The sequence below is a fragment of the Methanosarcina sp. 1.H.T.1A.1 genome, from assembly GCF_000979295.1.
Lineage (GTDB): Archaea > Halobacteriota > Methanosarcinia > Methanosarcinales > Methanosarcinaceae > Methanosarcina.
Window position 1 is genome coordinate 1 of record NZ_JJQY01000082.1, and the last position, 18,177, is coordinate 18,177.

Genomic DNA, 18,177 nt, shown 5'->3' on the forward strand with positions numbered 1-18,177 from the left:
AGTCCGTCTCGTGGGCTCGGAGATGTGTATAAGAGACAGACCCAGGGGATCAGTTCAAAAGGGGGGTTAAGGACAGTACCTTCTGCAGGCGCACTTTACCCGCTTGAAGTCCATATTGTCATAGGGAAGGGCAGCGGACTTGAAGCCGGGATCTACAGGTACATTGCAGAAGAACATTCCCTTATCCAGGAAATCTCTGGCGATATGAGGACAAAGCTCTCTGAAGCCGCCCTTTCCGAGAGTATGATCAAAAACGCTCCTGTTTCGCTTGTTATCTCTGCAGTCTACCCGCGCATAACAAGCAAATACGGAAAAAGAGGCCTCAGATACGCCCATATGGAAGCCGGGCATGCCGCCCAGAACGTATACCTGCTTGGAGTTGAACTGGGAATCGGGACCTGTGCAGTAGGAGCTTTTGACGATGAGGAGGTAAAAAAAGTCCTTAAAATGCCCGCAAATGAAGATCCGCTCTATATCCTGCCCCTGGGTTACATATAAACTCATATATATACATGAAATTGTACATAAATACATCAGATTGCATAGAAATGCTTTGAACTGAATATAAATGATCTGAACTGCATATATATGTTTGAAACTGCCTTCAAATGCTTTTCCGGCTACAGGCAAATCAGGATGGACCCGAAAAAAGAACTCAGCGAGAGCTCAAAGAGAGCTCAAAGAGAGCTCAAAGAGAGCTCAGATGTTCCTTTTCACCGCCAGGTCCATTTCAGCATTTTCCCTGACCAGCCTGCCTCCGGAAAGTGTGTAGATTAAGGGCCTTGAATTGGCCAGTCTGACTTTGCGGATGTCTTCATTGGAAATTCCTTCGATATGCTTAATCAGCGCCCTCAAGCTGTTCTGGTGGGCACAGACTATTACATTTTTTCCTTCCTGAAGAGCTGGGATGATCTCCTTTTCAAAATAGGGAACTGCACGCCTATAGATATCTTTGAGACTCTCTCCTTCAGGAGGCCCTTCGTCAAAGCTCCGGCACCAGTGAAGGATCTGTTCGTCCCCGTATTTCTCTTTCATTTTGTCCTTTTTCTTTCCCTGCAATATCCCGTAATAGCGCTCGTTTAAGGCTTCACTGGAATAGATCGGGATAAGGTTCTTTTCGGTTTCCGGAGGATATGAATACCGGTTTTCTTTTTTGTCTGTCCCGGCTTCATCGTGGACAAAGACCCCTATCTTCTTCTGCTTCGAAAGGATAAGAAAGAGGGTTTCTTGCGCCCGGACCAGCTTTGAAGTAAAAGCAAGATCCAATCCAATCTCCTCAAGTTCGGCAGCACAGAGCAGGGCTTCTTCTATTCCCCTGCCGGTCAGAGGGACGTCAACCCAGCCTCCAAACCTGCCGTCAACATTCCAGCCGGATTCCCCGTGTCGTACAAGTATCAGGTAACTCATCCAGATCTTCCAATCCCAAGACTTAATGCTTGTTTTTTGAGACAAAAAATTCTAAATTTTAAAGTTGAATGAGTATAATTGCTGAGTTGACTATAAAAGTATCCATCTCACTCCTTATCCGAGAGGTATTCTTCTGAAAACATTTTTACGGTGAGGTAAAAGTAAGCCAGGAGAAGGGGACCGATGATTATCCCTACAAGTCCGAAAAGGGAGACTCCTATAACAATCCCGAGCAAAGATTGGAAAGGATGAATTTCTCCTACTTTTTTCTGGATTACAGGCCTGAAGAGGCTGTTGTCTGCCATGGTTATGAAAATTCCTGTCACAAGGATGCCTATGCCTGCAGTATAGTCCTGCTGGAGAAGCTGAATGATTATTGCAGGAACCCAGATCAAAGGGGTCCCGACCACGGGCAAGAAAGACAGGATTGCTGCGATAGATCCCCAGAGAAAGGCTCCCTGGATTCCAAAAACAATAAAGGAAGCGGTCAGAATTCCACCCTCGATCAGGGCAATGGCACCGCTGGCTATCAGGGTTGTCCGGACAATGTTCCTGAACTCGTCCAGGAGAGTAACTGTATTCTTTTTATTGAAAGGGATTGCCACAAAGATTTTTTGCATAAAATCCGAATCTTCCCCTGTTAAAAGATAATAAAGCAGAAAATACATTATCAGGAAACCAATTATCTGCTGGCTTATGTTCTGAATCGAGCCCAGAATGAGTATACTCAGGTAATTGGCGGCTTCCGAAACCAGATCCACTATTTTTTCATCCAGTCCGGTCTGGAGGATATCGTAAGGGATATCAATTCTGGAAAAAAGATGGCTAAAAAGCTGACTTTCGGACTGAATAGAGATAATAATAGATTCCCGGTCAAGTAAAATCTGCTGGATTTCACTGATAACCAGACTCATGAGAAAATAAAGGGGAATCAGTATAAGGAAGATCGAAATAAATATTACCAGAACTGCCGCAATTTGCCTGTTAAGCCGGGCTCTTTTCAGGAAAAAGTGGTAGAGGGGCTTGAAGATTACAGAAAGAATAAAGCCTCCAAAAAAATAGTCTATGTACGGAAGAACTGCATAAATAATAACTGCACTCAGGATAATAATAAGAAGAAGAGCCAGTGCCGTTCTAACATACCTTTCCATCAGATATAATCTGATTTTGTATTATAAAATTATATAAGCATAAGAGTTCCTCCCTGTCCAGCCCGGGCCTGAACCTGAATTTGGAATTGCAAAAGCTGGGCCTGCAGTGAAACCTGCCACGAAGAGTTAGAGGCAGTGAGGGGAAGTGGGAGGCAGTTAGACAATCAGACAATTAGAGGTAATTAGAGGCAATTGGAGGCAATTAGAGGCAATTAGAGGCAGTTAGAGGCAGTTAGACAATTAAAGGGGAAACCCAATTAAGGAAAATCCGTAATCAGAGTCTGCCTTTCATCTCTTTCTCTAAATTTTGTGACCCCCACACCTACAAGCCTGAATTTCCGCCTGCCCATGAATTCCGACAAAAGCTGAATGGCTGTCCTTTTGATCACGAAGATATCAGAAGTCCAGATAGGGAGAGTCCTTGAGCGCGTATAAGTGGAAAAGTCCTCAAAGCGCACTATAAGGGTTACGGTTTTGAAAAGAAAATGGTGTTTCAGGAGAGCTCCGTGCACGCTCTCTATAAGAATATCCAGGGACCCGGAGATTTTCACAGGGTCATTCGTATCCTCTGCAAAGGTTCCGTGCCTGCTGATTGACTTTACGCCTTCCTTTTCAACGACCTCTTCAAAGTCGAGCCCGTTTGCAAGCTGCTTCATCCTGAGCCCCATTTTTCCAAACTTTTCCGAAAGCAACTGGACATCACAGTCTGCAAGCTCGTCTACCCTGCTTATTCCCATCTCTTTCAGGGTTTCCGTTGTCTTTTCTCCAATTCCCGGAATCTTAGAAACATGCAGAGGAAAGAGAAAATCCCGAACATCTTCAGGCCTGACAACTGTAAGCCCGCCGGGCTTTTGAAAACCCGAAGCAATTTTTGAAATAAGCTTGTTAGGCCCAACCCCTACAGAACAGGTGATCCCCTGCTGCCTCTGCACCTCGTCCTTTATCCTGAGAGCATAGAGGGCAGCCTCTTCAAAATTCCTGATCTCAGGCCCCGGTATAAGATAGGCTTCATCAACACTGACCTGCTGGAACTTTTCTGCAAACCCCCGCAAAAGCTCCATTACCCCTGCCGAGACCCCTGCATAGAGTTTCATGTTCACAGGCAAAAACACAGCACCCGGACATAGCCTGTAAGCCTGTGAAATCGGCATTGCCGAGTGAATTCCATACTTTCTTGCCTCGTACGAACAGGTGCTTACAACTCCCCTTCCTGACCCTCCTTCAGGATCGGAACCCACAACTACGGGCAGCCCTTTAAGTTCTGGCCTCTCCCTGACCTCTACAGACGCAAAGAAGCTGTCCATATCTACATGGAAGGTAATTCGCCTTTCGGAAGTTTTCGTTTCAGGATTGGGGGCAGGCATCACATAAGATATAATAAACATGTAAAAAAGGTTTGAGGAAGTCGGGTGAAAGTATTAATCCGACGGTTCCTCCTGTACATTGTCTGCCCCGTACATTGTTGCTTTAGATAAAAAACACACTCCTATAGCCGGCATGCAAATAGTCCAGTAAAAAGCCAGGGGCAACAACACCGCCTCAATGCTCGACCATTTTGAAATCTCTCTAAGTGCGAGAATAAGAAAAAACATAGAAAAAACACTGGTTGCAGATGAAACTGCAACATATACGTTTGTCGAACCACAGTGTCCATTTGAGGCTAAAAATAATAATGCAGAGCAGGGGGACAGGAACACCAGTATAATGATCCAGAGCGTCTCTATTGTGCTTACCGGATCACCGAGAAATGATTTACCATTCGAATAGACCAGAAAATTTGTTATAACGAATGCAGATAGAGAAATGCACAGAGGGATTGTCAGATACCAGCGAGCGAGTGTTTTTCTGGTTTCCAGTAAGAAAAGCAAGGAACCAAAAAGAGAGATAATGCTCAACAATTCGATGATGGTGATGAAGAGTAAATCGGATGCTATAAAATCCGGTGTTATAATAGACATGGAGTGGAATATGACGGACACAAAACCTGTAACCCACGTCATCATAAAGACAACTGATGTCAACGCCAGCGCAATATTTATCCTCATTAAATCATCACCGTAAAATGTGAAGTCAGGTGAGTATGAAACGGGCTGTCATAATTTAATAATGAGACACCGACGGCCGATTCTTGCTGGCTCCAATGTGACAGACCCTTCATACAGGGTGCTGAAACTCCATCTCCATGGTATAAAATGGACACCCTAACCTGAGATGCAAATATTAAATATATCTTACTATAATATATTTTTCTATAATAGAGCCTATTATGTTGAATAGCTTACCGGTTCTGAATTATTCTGAAGCCTTCTTGCTGCTGAACATGTTTTAAACTTCACATATACTTTATAGGGAATTAATAGAAACTAGAAATTTTTTCATTTTTGACTGAAGTTCCAATTCCCTAAAAACTTGTACTACAATAAACTTCAATATTCGAATCCTGCGGCCTGAACTGTGGCTTGAACTGCGGCTTGAAAAAACATTTCTATAAAGCCGAGAAATATATAATCTTAATATCTTCGATTTTTATTTAGCTTAAATCCGGGGGGATTTCATTAAAGCAGAGCAGAGCAGTTCAAAAATCGGAAAAGAAATAATCGGACAGCCGTTCCCTGAAATCACATCAAAATCACTTGCAGGTAGGGTTGTTACCCTTCCGGGGGCAGTGAAGGGAAAGGTGGCACTCATCTTTATTGCTTTTGTGCGAAGTTCACAGAGCATGATCGACTCCTGGGCTCGACCTTTTGAGCAGGAGTTCAGAAAAAACAGCATTTTTGCGGTCTACGAAGTCCCGATGATAAACAAAGGCTGGAAGGTCTTCTCCTGGATGATTGATTCCGGAATGAGAGGAGGGATACCTGTGGAAAAACATGATAAGGTGATCACCTTTTATGGGGACTATTCCAGCTACCAGGAAGCCCTTGGAATGGAAAATACAAACCTTGCCTACGTTTTTTTACTGGACCCTGAAGGTATTGTCCGCTGGAAAGGGCAGGGATACGCCAGCCCTGAAACCGAAAAAGAACTTATCAACACTGCAATGACTCTCAAATGAGAGTGAATTTCAAGTAAAAGGGAGGGGGAATGAAGGGAACAAAGATAATACTTGGATTTTTTGTTTTTGTTGTCCTTATTTTTGCAGCTTATGCCGTCCTGAGAACCGTGCCGATTGATAACTGCGGGGAAAACGGGACAGGACCGGCCTGCATCGAGCTCCAGCCCGGTTTTTCCATTGATTATTACGCCGAAAATATTGAAGGGGCAAGGTCCATGGCCCTCAGTCCAAACGGGACGCTTTTTGTAGGAAGCCTTAACACTGGAAAAGTCTATGCCATCCCTGACCGGAATGGGGACAATAAAACCGATGAGGTAATTGTGCTTGCCGAGGGCCTGGATATGCCAAATGGGGTGGCATTCATGAACGGTTCCCTGTATGTAGCCGAAGTTTCCAGGGTGAGCCGCTATGACGACATTGAAGCCAGGCTTGAAAACCCGCCCGAGCCAGTCGTGGTCAACGGAGATTTCCCATCCGACCGCTTACACGGCTGGAAATACATCAAATTCGGTCCCGATGGAAAACTGTACGTGCCTGTGGGGATGCCGTGTAATGTCTGCGAAGGGGAAGACGAGCGCTACGGAACGATCATGAGGATGGAGCCGGACGGGAGCCAGCTCGAAATCTTTGCAAGAGGCATCAGGAATACGGTCGGTTTTGCCTGGCACCCTGAAACCGAAGAATTATGGTTTACTGACAACGGCAGGGACTGGCTTGGGGATGATTCACCTCCGGACGAACTCAACAGGGCGCCTGAACCAGGGATGCATTTCGGCTTTCCCTATTGCCATGCAGGCGATATCCCTGATCCGGAATTTGGAGGACTCAGGAACTGCTCCGAGTTCACGCCGCCTGAGGTAAAACTGGGCCCTCATGTGGCCTCCCTTGGGATGACCTTTTACACAGGCACGATGTTCCCTGAAGAATACAGGAACCAGATCTTTATTGCCGAGCACGGCTCCTGGAACAGGAAAATTCCCATAGGGTACAGGGTTACCCTGGTCAGGCTGGAAAACGGAACCCCTGTAAGTTATGAGCCTTTTGCCGAAGGCTGGCTCCAGGGGCTTGCAGCCTGGGGAAGGCCTGTGGATGTCCTTGTAATGCCTGACGGAGCTTTGCTTGTGTCGGATGATATAAATAATGCCATCTACAGGATCAGTTACAGCTGATCCGAATACCTTGCAAACGCGTCAGAGGAGCTAGTTAATAATCCCTTCATAAAAAGTTCCAATGTTTGTAAAAATACTTATGATTATACATCATACACAATAAGCAGGGGGAATAAATTGTTATCTAAAATTCCTATAGATCTTAAGAATGTATCTGAAGACGAGATCGACAAAGAAATCCTCAGAGCCGGCATTATTGCCGAGCTTGATGCCGTAAACCTTTACGAGCAGATGGCTGCTCTTACCAAAAATGATAATATAATAGCAGTATTGCTGGATATAGCAAAGGAAGAAAAAACGCACGTTGGGGAGTTTCAGGCGCTTTTACTTCGGTTCGATACTCAGCAAAAGGAGGAACTTGAAGCCGGAGCCGAAGAAGTAGAAGAAGAGCTGTCCAAATAAACAGTCCGAGGAAAAGTTGTCCAGATAAAAAGTAGAATGAAGAGTTGTCCAGATAAAAAATAGGATAAATCCTCTGATTTTTAAGCTTCGAACTTTCTCTGGATGCTTTCAGGATTCCAGGGAAAGTCCTTACTTAACTATTTTAACTTTTATTTGGAAATTGTTTTGCTTTTATTACCGTATCAATTTCCTTTAATACGGATTTCTATTTTATGTGTTCTACGTTAAGTGTTTATTTCAATATTGATTCCCTGCAATAAACTCCTCAATCATACGGTATGCCTCATCATCCGGATACTGCTTTGGAGGGTGTTTCATGAAATATGCAGATGGCTGATAAAGAATTCCGCCTTTTCCCCTATCAAGTGCCAGTTTGCAGCATCTGATAGCGTCAATTACAACACCGGCAGAATTCGGAGAGTCTTCTACCGAAAGCCGGAGTTCGAGGTTCATGGGCACGTCCCCGAAGAGTTTTCCTTCCATACGCAGGAAGCAGACTTTGTTGTCTTTCTGCCAGGAAACATAGTCACTAGGACCCACGTGGATATTTCCGTTTTCAAGCCTCTCGGCAAGCACGGACTGAACGGCTTCGGTTTTCGAGATTTTTTTGGATACAAGCCGGTCCCGGTTTAGCATATTAAGGAAATCGGTATTTCCACCTGTGTTAAGCTGGTATGTCCTTTCCAGCTTTACTCCCCGTTTCCTGAAAAGATCGGCAAGAGTCCTGTGAACTATAGTCGCTCCGAGCTGGGACTTGATGTCATCGCCGATGATTGGAAGCTTCTTTTCTTCAAAGCGTTTTGCCCATTCAGGGTTGCTCGCAATAAAAACAGGCATGTTGTTGATAAAGGCACACCCGGCTTCAAGGGCGCATTCGGCATAAAAACGGGCAGCTTCTTCGGAACCTACAGGCATGTAATTTAAAAGAATCTCGGCTCCTGAATTCTGCAGGATGCTTACGATATCCTCTTTTGTCGCACCCTCGCCTTCCACAGGCAGGAACCTGCATTCCTCAGGATAATTGATAAGGTGTTCGGAACAGCCGTCCAGAACCCTTCCCAGGCTTACCTCAATGCCTGCTTTCGGCACATTCGGACAGAAAGCAGCTGTGCAGTTTGGAAGAGAAAATATTGCTTCTGATACGTCCTTTCCAACCTTCCTCCTGTCAATATCAAAAGCTGCTGCCACATCAATGTCATATGGGAAGTAGCCTCCAAGATCCTGATGCATCAGACCGATTGCATCTGCATCCTCTTTTTTTCTGTAATACTCAATCCCCTGCAGAAGAGAACTTGCACAGTTCCCAACCCCTGCAATGGCAATTTTTATTCTATCTTTACCTGCCATTGAAACCCCCCAAATAAGCTCAATAATAGTATCAGATATCTTAATTCCCAGGTTATCTTAATTCCCAGATTGTCTAAATTTCCCGGTTATCTTAATTCCCAGGTTATCTTAATTCCCAGATTGTCTGAATTTCCCGGTTATCTTAATTCCCAGGTTATCTTAATTCCTCAGTCCCCTATTTATCTGCAGTTCCCAAAGCCAATCGCCAGAGTGTACCCCATCCAGGACAAGGAATGAAAACTGTGATGCCTCTTATCTTATGAAGAAAATACTATAAAAAACGTTTTACAAAAAAAAGAATTAATGTGATACTGTATATCCAGCTTTTATATGCGGTTTTAGCTATTCCATGATGTTTAAGGCTCTTATACCTTTTAGAATCAATTTATGCTCTTAACAGGAGACTTTAACAAAATCCAGTAATAAGAAGCATTACAGGTTGCTATAGACTTACAGGTTTATCCAGAGCACCAAAAGAAGGTGAATTCCAATAAAAGCCGGCACAGAGTACCTGAACATGGGCTTCTGGGTTTTATGCCTGAACTGCATCATTCCGAGCCATGCGCCGATCGGCCCGAAAAGGGAAATCGCCAACAGGGTTTTTTCCGAGATTCGCCACATTTCCTTTTTTGCTTTATATTTATCCAGCCCATAAAGGGCAAATGAAGCTGCGTTAAGGACAGCATAGACGATAGGGAAAAGAAGGTAAACAGTCTCTGTCATGGAAAAGAATTCTCCGTAATAATAATTAAAGGCTGTGATGCTTTACAGGAAATAGTTTATCCTTAATTCGACCTCATTTTTGTGTCAATGCTGTCAGAAAACGAAAAATAAAATGAGAATGGAGATCTAAGATCAGAGGATCGGATATTAATGTCAGAGGATCGGATATCGGTCGTGTCTGCGAGCTATTGATCAATTCAGAAAAAGCGAGTACATCTCCCGTATTTGAGGAATATGTACAGAGGTTCTTGTGCTTACGGATTTCAATAACTCACGTTCATTACCTTAATTCGTAATAGGTAAAAATGGCGTATGAAATTTAGGGCTTACGCGGTTGAACTGAAAATCAATAGCATTAAACCTTTAACTGTCCAAATAGTGAATTTGCCCACAACGCATATTGGATTTGATTTTGTACTTCAAGTGCGTAAGTCCTAAAATATTATTCTCCATTGACTAAAAGCATCTGGTTTGCCTGTCTTCTATAAGTTCTTATTCCTAAGCCAACAAATAAGTAAAGAATTGAAGTAATAATCCCAATGATTGGTGAAATAAGAATTTCTTTTCCTGCTACAATGCTGATATAACCTGATATAACTAAAGGATTTACTAGCGAATCTTCTACCATATGTAATACAACACCTGGCCAAATTGATTTTGTTACCCTAAAAAGCTCAACATACATCACCGTCCAGCATATTATTGTTATAATAAGAACAATGAGAAATATAGCTCGGCTGACAGGTAACACTGCTTGGATATCTGTTTCAGGTAAAAAGACCAGACAATATGGAGCATGCCAGATTCCCCAAAGACTGCCAACAGTGAGATATATCTTCCAATCATTAAGATTTAATTTGATGAGTTGTGAAGTTAGATAACCATGAAAAGGAGCCCCATCAAAAATATTTTTAATAAAAGTAAATGACAGAGTACTGGAAAACAGCAAAATAAAAGATCTGAGGTCGAATGCTGATAAGTCAATCCATTTTGTTGTAGCTCCGATTATCAGAACGATTGCTGTTACAACAGGAAAAATCAAAGGAGCAATCAAGTACCATTTTATGTTTCCTTTGAAATTCGGCTTGAAACCAAAATCATTCCAATTGCCCTTTGAAAATATAGTGATTGCAATTGCAGTCAGCATAGGCAATACCAACCATATCCCCAGACCAAGAGAATCTCCCTCTGGTTGCTCGGGAAGAACAGAGTCTACAAGAATACCTATCCACCCACTGAGAACAACAACAACAATAAACACAACAACATTGCGAATAACTTTTGTGTCCATATAAACCTCCCATTTAGCAAATATAAATACTCTTTATTACGAAATATCTTTTGATTGAAACTTAATTGTACTATTAATTGTGCTATTAATTGTGCTATTATTACTAAATTCAGTACTTCACAAAAATCAGGTCTTGGGGATCAGTTACTGAAAACCGCAAACAGAACGGTGGTTTTCAAATTTATGCAAAAAAGGTAGATGTGCCATTTTTACCCGAATTACTCAATAACTCAAGTACAGTACCCGGATATCTAAGTCAGGGGATTTGAGATCTAATTCAGAGGATTGGATATGGATCCAAACGAACAGGAAGGTTTTCAGGTGCCGGAAAATCAAGATAATAACCATAAAAGCCTGGTTTCGCCTCCTCCACTTGTCTTGAAGGCGGGCCGTTACCTTCCAACCCTTATTTTCCTGGGGCTGGCTGTTCATCTGATCCTTCCCCAGCTTGCTTCAGTTGAAGAGTCCCTTCAGGTCATTAAAACAATGGCCCTGTGGGCCGTGCTGCTGGCTGCCCTTGCCCAGACTATAAGCTATATGGGAAGCGGCTATCTCCTGCATTCGATTGCAGTAACCGTAAACCAGAAACTCTCGGTACCCAGGGGCATACTGATAACCCTTGCTGCAGCAAGCATCGGACTGCTTGCAGGAGGGCCACTTGGAAATGGGGCAGCTACATACCGCTGGGTACGGAAACAGGGTGTCAGCGCCGAAGGTTCGGGGCTTGCAGGCACCCTGCCCACCCTTTTTAACAACACAATATTAGTAATACTGGGAATTGCCGGAATACTCCGGCTACTGGCAGTACGCGAGCTTTCCTCCACCCAGATCCTTGCCTTTCTCCTGATCCTTAGTGGACTGGGCCTGGGCATTGCAGCAATAAGCTGGGGTAAAAGCCACAGGGACTGGTTCACATCTGGAGCTGTCAGGGAAGCTGCCTTTTTTTACAGGGTTCTGCACAGGCCCTATACCCCGAAGGCAACTGAAACCGCAGTCTGCCGTATGTTTGCAGCCCTCGACCTGCTCGAAAAAGGGGGCTGGAAGCGCCCCGCCATGGGGGCAGCACTTACCGCCAGCTTTGATATGCTAACCCTTTACTTTTTCTTCATAGCTGCCGGAAACCCAATAGGCCCGAGCGTCCTGCTTGTAGGATATGGCCTGCCCCTGCTTTTCGGGAGATTGGCTTTTCTCCTCCCCGGGGGGGTTGGGATTGTGGAAAGTACAATGGCGGCCCTGTACACAGGCCTGGGAGTGCCGGGTCCGATAGCAGTTGTGGCCGTCCTCAGCTACAGGATTTTTTCGTTCTGGATCCCCACATTAATCGGCTTTCCGATTGCATTTTACTTGCAGAATAGATGAAAAGATGCAGATGAAGAGTTATAGATGAAAAGATGCAGATGAAGAGTTATAGATGAAAAGTTATAGATGAAAAGTTATAGATGAAGAGTTAAGACACATATCTAAAAAGTTCATCAAAATAAATGGTCAGTTATCAGATAATTAATTATCAAATAATCTGTTATTTTTTTCAATCTGTTATTGTTTTTTCATATACCTAAGGATTTTCTTCAGTCCTGTTTGCTTCAACAATATTTATATGTGGGAAAGAATTACAGTACTGATTGTTTTTTTCCTGATCGTTATTTACGAAACAGGAATTTATGGAATATATTGTGACATGCAGAGACATGGCACGAATAGGGTTTATGTTCGGAATAGGGTTTATGTTCATAGCAATATTCACAATCTGAAAACGGTTTTACAAATCCAAAGAAGGTCCTTTTAATGAAATACTGGCAGCCGAAATATGAAACAATGGATCCCGAAGAAATGAAGAGACTACAGCTGAAACGCCTGCAGCACAGTGCAAAGCTGGTCTATGACAATGTTCCTTTCTACAGGCAGAAGTTCAAAGAGGCTGGAGTCGCTCCCGAGGATATCAAAACCCTTGAGGACGTCCGGAAACTGCCTTTCACACGCAAAACAGACCTTCGGGACAACTATCCATTCGGCCTTTTTGCTGCAAAGAAAGAGGACATCGTGCGCATTCACGCCTCCTCAGGGACCAGCGGGAAGCCCACGGTTGTCGGATATACTGCAAAGGATATTGAGACCTGGTCGGACCTGATCGCCCGGAGCCTTACAATGATAGGGCTTACAAAAGGCGATGTGATCCAGAACTCCATGAACTACGGCCTTTTTACCGGAGGCATGGGCTTCCACTACGGCGTAGAAAGGATGGGAGCCATGGTCGTGCCGGCAGCAACAGGCAACACCGCCCGGCAGCTTGAGATGATGATCGACTTTGGGGTAACCGCAGTCCACTGCACCCCTTCCTATGCTTTCTACCTCGCAGAAACTGCAGAAGATCTCGGCCTCATAGACAAACTCTCCTTAAAAGCAGCCATTTTCGGAGGCGAACCCTGGTCGGAAAACACCAGAAAACAGCTTGAAAAGCGCCTGAACCTCAAAGCCTATGACTGTTACGGCCTCTCAGAAATGATGGGTCCCGGCGTCGGCTTCGAGTGCCAGGAACAGAACGGCCTGCATATCTGGAACGACAACTTCCTCGTCGAAGTCCTGGATAAAAACGGAGAACAGGTATCCGAAGGCGAAAAAGGCGAACTCGTCTTAACCTCCCTCAACAAGGAAGGCTTCTGCAACATAAGATACCGCACAGGTGACATGACCCGCCTTCTTGAGTCCGAATGCGACTGTGGCCGGACAACAACCAGGATCTCCCGCCTGCTCGGCAGAGTAGACGACATGATGATCGTCCGCGGAATCAACGTCTTCCCCTCCCAGATCCAGGACGTCATCTCCCGAATCCCTCAGGTAAGCGAACATTTCCAGTTAATCCTCGACCGGAACAGACACATGCTCGATGAACTCACAGTAGAAGTCGAACTCGAAGAAAACGCCTTCACCGGCGACCTCAAAGACCTCAAAGCTATCCAGGACCACGTCCAGCGGGAACTCAAATCCGTCCTCAACATCCGCACAAACGTCGAACTCCTTGAGAAAGGCAGCATCGAAAGGACCACAGGAAAGGCAAAGAGGATCATCGACAGAAGGCCGCAGATCTGAGCCACCCGAAGCTTTAAATTATTGTTTAGTAACTTAAATAATCAGGGAATTTTTATTCTCTGATTTTCCTTTAACTCTTTTTTGCGTCCGTTAAACCAAATTTCGATCTATTTTTTTCAAACAGCAACTGGTTTTGAGTACTGCTAATTAGTACCCCGGGCAGGTACAAGCTCGACGCAGGAGAGCGGCCTTTCCGTGAAGTCTGCAAAAAAGATGGAATCCTCGAATTTTATCAAAGGAAGCTCTGAAAAAAGCTGAAACCTAAAATTTTTTCATTTCAACCATTCTAAGCAACAAAAAGGTATTATAAAATACAGCTCTGGCATTGTAGATATTAAAAATGAAGATATGTGTTTGCAGGTAACACATATCAGCCAGAGCTTGAATTTGCCTTAATATCCCGTTCCTCTTACCTTAACTCATTGGGTCGAACTTTATAGCCCGATCGTATACGATCTCTGAGTAGGCTGGCCCGGTTTTTGTAGAGTTTTCCATGTAGGCCCTCCAGGCAATGAAAAGCGGTTGATCCAGTTCTATACCATAAGCTCCCCGACCATAAGGAACTTCATAGCAGTATTGATCATCCTCACTGCAGTTCCTGGTGAGCTTGTAAACATACAGGTATTTAGCATTAGGATTGTCAGGGAGGTATTCCTCAGCAGATCCACTGAAATCTGCGTCTGTTATTGCTCTGACACCGTTCCACCCAGCAGCTCCGTATATTACGAAGTTCGAGTACGTCGCCTTTCCTGTGGCTGCATGATTAACCCCATAGACAATTATGAACTCATCTGTATCGTTGCCCAGAGTAATTCCAGGGTCTCTCAGGAAAGGATAGTACAGCGAGGTGTTAAAGAAAGGAGGTGTCGGCGAAGAGATAGTCTGATTTGCTGTCCAGAGATAGCACGCGTCGTTAGCGGGACCCAGGACATTAATACCTCTCTGGATAGCATCACTCCCTGTCGTAACTGTCTGACTGATCGGAAGCTCTGTGGCATTTGACTCATTATACTTGTCAAGAATCGCAACCCTTAGCTCTTCGAGATCATCCATCAGGTCAAACTCTGTTTTCCCGGTTCCACGGACCCTTAGCTCCGGATAATCATACGGGTCAAGTTCCACAGTTTCGTTGGGAGTAATCCTGAAAACAGTCGCAGGTGTATTATTTATGTAATTCTCACCAGCCTGAGTGTCATTATATAGAGCCGGGCGGACAAATGAGGCAAATGTATCGGAGTCATTCTCCACGCCCATGTTCAGCATGACCGAGGGCAGCACCTGGGTGTTAATTATATCGTCTGAATACCCCGCTGATTGGGCAGAGGCCCGGATGCGTTGATCAATGCCTCTATCAGCAGTAATGATTATTACCGTGGTTTGATTGTAAGGATTCCCTGACGACCCATTTTGAGTCCCTTCAGTTTTAATAACCAGGTTGTTTACCGTGTCTGCTAAGGTAGCAAAGATCCATCTTCTCTCGTTCCCAATTGTCCTGTGTAGCATAAAATTTTCGTAGCTGAAGTACCTGCATTCAGGCGGTGTTCTTCCCACGAAAACAACAGCTTCATCAGGACGAAGGCTCCAGAAAGGAGTTGTATTCTCTTTTACTCCAAGCGTACTGGTTATTTGCTTAATTTGTTCATCTACTTCATAACCAGGCGACAGTGGAACATAAAATATCAGATATTTTGTGGTGGGATTGTTTCCGTATGCAGAAGGCAGTACTCCTTCCTCATATAGCCTGAGAAAATCAAAGTACCCCAATTCACCTTCCTGTACGGTGAATCCATCCTTTTCTAAAGCCTGTTGAAAATCCCCCGCGTCGTAGGTTTCATTCGCTGCGAGGCCAGTTCCAGTTAACAGTATAAAAGCAATGCCAAGTATTATAGCCATTATATATTTTTTCATATATAACCCCCAGGTTAATTTTTCATTAAATATATTAGAAACCTCGTCAGGACATTAACTAAACTTGGAGAGTTGATCTGCTAACAGTCTGCATAATCCCTTACTCCATCCTGTTTTAACTTCCATCCTGTTTTGACTTACCCCTATTTCGTAAAAATAGTCCACAGAAATACCCAAAAAGTATAACAAAACTTTAAAGCTATTTTTCACTTATAGTCCAACAGCCTGTTGTAAATACTGTATTTAGAACCCGAAGCAACTCCACGCTCGATGCAGGAGAGCGGCCTTTCCGTAAAAGCCGCAAAAAAGATGGATTTCCTGAATTTTATTAGAAGAGCACTAAAAACCAGTTAAAGCCTGAAAATTACTCAATTTTAACCTTTCTAAATAGCAAGAAAGTATAATAAAACACGATCTGGTGTTATAGCCAAAAAGATAAGGAATGTGTTGAAGTAACACATTCAGCCAGAACTTGAACTTACTTAATATTAGGAGCTCATGTTACCAGAGCTCATCGGATCAAACTTTATAGCCCTATCGTACACGATCTCTGAGTAGGCTGGTCCGGTTTTTGTTGTGTTTTCCATATAGAGTCTCCAGGCAATGAAAAGCGGTTGATCAGGTTCTATACCATAAGCTCCCACACCGGAGGGAACCTCGTAGCAGTATGTGTCATTTTCACTGCAGTTCCTGGCAAGCTTGTAGACATACAGGTATTTAGCATTAGGATTGTCAGGAAGATATTCCTCAGCAGACCCGCTGAAATCTGCATCTGTGATCGCATTAACGCCATTCCATGCATCTGCTCCGTATATGCAGAAGTTCGAGTACGTCGCCTTTCCTGTGGCTGCATGATTAACCCCATAGACAATTATGAATTCATTGGAGTCGTTGCCCAGTGTAATTTCTGGATCTTTCAGGAATGGATAGTACTGCGAGGTGTCAAAGAAAGGAGGTGTCGGCGAAGAGGCTGTCTGGTTTGCGGACCATAGATAAACTGCATCGTTGGTAGGACCTACGCCATTGATTCCTCTCTGAATAGCATCACTCCCTATAGGAACTCCCTGACTGGTCGCAAGCTCTGTGGCATTTGACTCATTATACTTATCAAGAATCGCAAGCCTTAGCTCTTCGAGATCATCCATCAGGTCAAACTCTGTTTGTCCGGTTCCACGAACCCTCAGTTCCGGATAATCAAACGGGTCAAGCTCTGTAGTGTTGTTGGGAGTAATCCGGAAAACAGTAGCTGGTGGATTAGTTATATAATCGTCGCCAGCCTGCGTGTCATTAAATAGAGCTGGGCGGAAAAATAAGGCAAATGTATCGGAATCATTCTCCAGGCCCATGTTCAGCATGACTGAGGCCATCACCTGGGTATTAATTATATCGTCTGAATACCCCGCTGATTGGGCAGCAGCCCGGATGCGTTGATCAATGCCTCTGTCAGCAGTAAGGATTATTATTGTAGTTTGATTGAAAGGATTCCCTGCCGACCCGTTTGGAGTTCCTTCGGTTTTGATAACAAGGTTATTAATCGTATCTGCTATGTTAGCGAAGAGCCATCTCCTCTCGCCCTCAATTGTCCTGTGCATAATGAAACTGTCGTAGCTGAAGTACCTGCATTCCGGCGCCGTTCTTCCCACGAAAACAACAGCTTCATCAGGACCAAGGTTCCAGAACGGAGTTGTATTCTCTTTTACTCCAAGCGTACTGGTTATTTGCCTAATTTGTTCATCTACTTCATAACCAGGCGCCGGTGGAACAAAATATATCAGATATTTTGTGGTGGGATTGTTTCCGTATGCAGAAGGCAGTACTCCTTCATTAAATAGCTTGAGAAAATCAAAGTAACCCACTTCGCCTTCCTGTACGGTAAATCCATTCTGTTCTAAAGCCTGTTGAAAAGCCCCAGCGTCATACGTTTCATTCGCTGCGAGGCCGGTTCCAGTTAACAGTATAAAAGCAATGCCAAGTATTATAGCCATTATATATTTTTTCATATATAACCCCCAGGTTAATTTTTCATTAAATATATTAGAAACCTTGTCAGGACATTAACTAAACTTGGAGAGTTGATCTGTTGATTGTTCAAATGATTCCTCACTCCCAACCTGTTTTGACTTATCCCTATTTCGTAAAAATAGTCCACAGAAATAACAAAAAAGTATAACAAAACTTAAAGCTATTTTTCACTTATAGTCCAACAGCCTGTTGTAAATACTGTATTTAGGACCCGGAGCAACTCCACGCTCGACGCAGGAGAGCGGCTTTTCCGTGAAGCCTACAAAAAAGATGGAATCCTCGAATTTAATCAAAGGAAGCTAAAAAAGCTGAAACCTGAAAATTATTCATTTTCGCTTTAAACAACAAAAAGCTATTATAAAATACGGCTCTGGCGTTATAGATAATAAAAAATGAAGATATGTGTTCATAGATAACACATATCAGCCAGAGCTTAAACTGTTCTTAATATCCGGAGCTCGTGTTTCCAGAATCCTTTGGATCGAATTTTATAGCCCTGTCGTACACTATCTCTGAATAGGACGGCCCGGTTTTTGTTGTGTTTTCCAGGTAAGCTCTCCATCCAATGTAAAGTGGTTGATCCAGCTCTAAGCCATGAGCTCCCCTGCCATAGGG

The 18,177-nt window shown here is 43.8% G+C and carries 15 protein-coding genes; 6 read left to right on the top strand and 9 right to left on the bottom strand.

Translation table 11 applies throughout. From position 1 onward, the window contains the following. Positions 1 to 498, top strand: a 498-nt coding sequence (locus EO95_RS07820) for a SagB/ThcOx family dehydrogenase (protein ID WP_048133662.1), incomplete at its 5' end; no start/stop codon positions are given. A 201-nt stretch (positions 499 to 699) separates the two neighbouring features. Here the strand turns inward: EO95_RS07820 and EO95_RS07825 are convergent. The 4 genes from EO95_RS07825 to EO95_RS17055 form a co-directional block, all read right to left on the bottom strand. After that, the gene (locus EO95_RS07825; protein WP_048133663.1) at positions 700 to 1,407 is read right to left on the bottom strand and encodes a histidine phosphatase family protein; all 708 of its coding nucleotides are present in this window, start codon (positions 1,405 to 1,407) and stop codon (positions 700 to 702) included. A 107-nt stretch (positions 1,408 to 1,514) separates the two neighbouring features. Next, on the bottom strand, positions 1,515 to 2,558 hold the full coding sequence (locus EO95_RS07830) for an AI-2E family transporter (protein WP_048133664.1): 1,044 nt from the start codon (positions 2,556 to 2,558) through the stop codon (positions 1,515 to 1,517). A 257-nt stretch (positions 2,559 to 2,815) separates the two neighbouring features. After that, the gene (gene dinB, locus EO95_RS07835; protein WP_048133678.1) at positions 2,816 to 3,925 is read right to left on the bottom strand and encodes a DNA polymerase IV; all 1,110 of its coding nucleotides are present in this window, start codon (positions 3,923 to 3,925) and stop codon (positions 2,816 to 2,818) included. 51 nt (positions 3,926 to 3,976) lie between these two features. Then, a complete protein-coding gene (locus EO95_RS17055; protein WP_082105976.1) occupies positions 3,977 to 4,603 on the bottom strand; it encodes a hypothetical protein in 627 nt (208 codons plus the stop codon). Between the two features lie 572 nt (positions 4,604 to 5,175). Between EO95_RS17055 and EO95_RS07855 the strand changes: the two genes are divergently transcribed. From EO95_RS07855 to EO95_RS07865, 3 genes are all read left to right on the top strand, one after another. After that, positions 5,176 to 5,613 carry a hypothetical protein gene (locus EO95_RS07855; RefSeq protein WP_082105977.1) on the top strand — a complete coding sequence of 146 codons (438 nt, stop codon included), beginning with the start codon at positions 5,176 to 5,178 and terminating at the stop codon, positions 5,611 to 5,613. 29 nt (positions 5,614 to 5,642) lie between these two features. After that, positions 5,643 to 6,782: a sorbosone dehydrogenase family protein gene (locus EO95_RS07860; RefSeq protein ID WP_048133669.1), complete on the top strand. Its 1,140-nt coding sequence runs from the start codon at positions 5,643 to 5,645 to the stop codon at positions 6,780 to 6,782. 117 nt (positions 6,783 to 6,899) lie between these two features. After that, entirely contained in the window at positions 6,900 to 7,184 is a 285-nt protein-coding gene (locus EO95_RS07865; protein ID WP_048133670.1) for a ferritin family protein, read from the top strand. A 237-nt stretch (positions 7,185 to 7,421) separates the two neighbouring features. Here the strand turns inward: EO95_RS07865 and EO95_RS07870 are convergent, their stop codons facing one another. From EO95_RS07870 to EO95_RS07880, 3 genes are all read right to left on the bottom strand, one after another. Next, the gene (locus tag EO95_RS07870; protein WP_048133671.1) at positions 7,422 to 8,531 is read right to left on the bottom strand and encodes an inositol-3-phosphate synthase; all 1,110 of its coding nucleotides are present in this window, start codon (positions 8,529 to 8,531) and stop codon (positions 7,422 to 7,424) included. 450 nt (positions 8,532 to 8,981) lie between these two features. Beyond that, the gene (locus tag EO95_RS07875) at positions 8,982 to 9,254 is read right to left on the bottom strand and encodes a DUF1294 domain-containing protein (protein WP_048133672.1); all 273 of its coding nucleotides are present in this window, start codon (positions 9,252 to 9,254) and stop codon (positions 8,982 to 8,984) included. Positions 9,255 to 9,696: 442 nt separating this feature from the next. After that, positions 9,697 to 10,545 (bottom strand): type II CAAX prenyl endopeptidase Rce1 family protein, encoded by an 849-nt coding sequence (locus EO95_RS07880; protein ID WP_048133673.1) that lies wholly within the window; start codon positions 10,543 to 10,545, stop codon positions 9,697 to 9,699. A gap of 291 nt (positions 10,546 to 10,836) precedes the next feature. Here EO95_RS07880 and EO95_RS07885 point away from each other — a divergent pair, with 291 nt between their 5' ends. Next, positions 10,837 to 11,904, top strand: a complete 1,068-nt coding sequence (locus EO95_RS07885) for a TIGR00374 family protein (protein ID WP_048133674.1) — start codon at positions 10,837 to 10,839, stop codon at positions 11,902 to 11,904. Between the two features lie 426 nt (positions 11,905 to 12,330). Then, a complete protein-coding gene (locus tag EO95_RS07890; RefSeq protein WP_048133675.1) occupies positions 12,331 to 13,632 on the top strand; it encodes a phenylacetate--CoA ligase family protein in 1,302 nt (433 codons plus the stop codon). A gap of 414 nt (positions 13,633 to 14,046) precedes the next feature. Here EO95_RS07890 and EO95_RS07895 read toward each other — a convergent pair whose 3' ends face one another. Then, the gene (locus tag EO95_RS07895) at positions 14,047 to 15,540 is read right to left on the bottom strand and encodes a hypothetical protein (protein WP_048133676.1); all 1,494 of its coding nucleotides are present in this window, start codon (positions 15,538 to 15,540) and stop codon (positions 14,047 to 14,049) included. A 488-nt stretch (positions 15,541 to 16,028) separates the two neighbouring features. After that, on the bottom strand, positions 16,029 to 17,525 hold the full coding sequence (locus tag EO95_RS07900) for a hypothetical protein (RefSeq protein ID WP_394297356.1): 1,497 nt from the start codon (positions 17,523 to 17,525) through the stop codon (positions 16,029 to 16,031). Between the last annotated feature and the right edge of the window lie 652 nt (positions 17,526 to 18,177).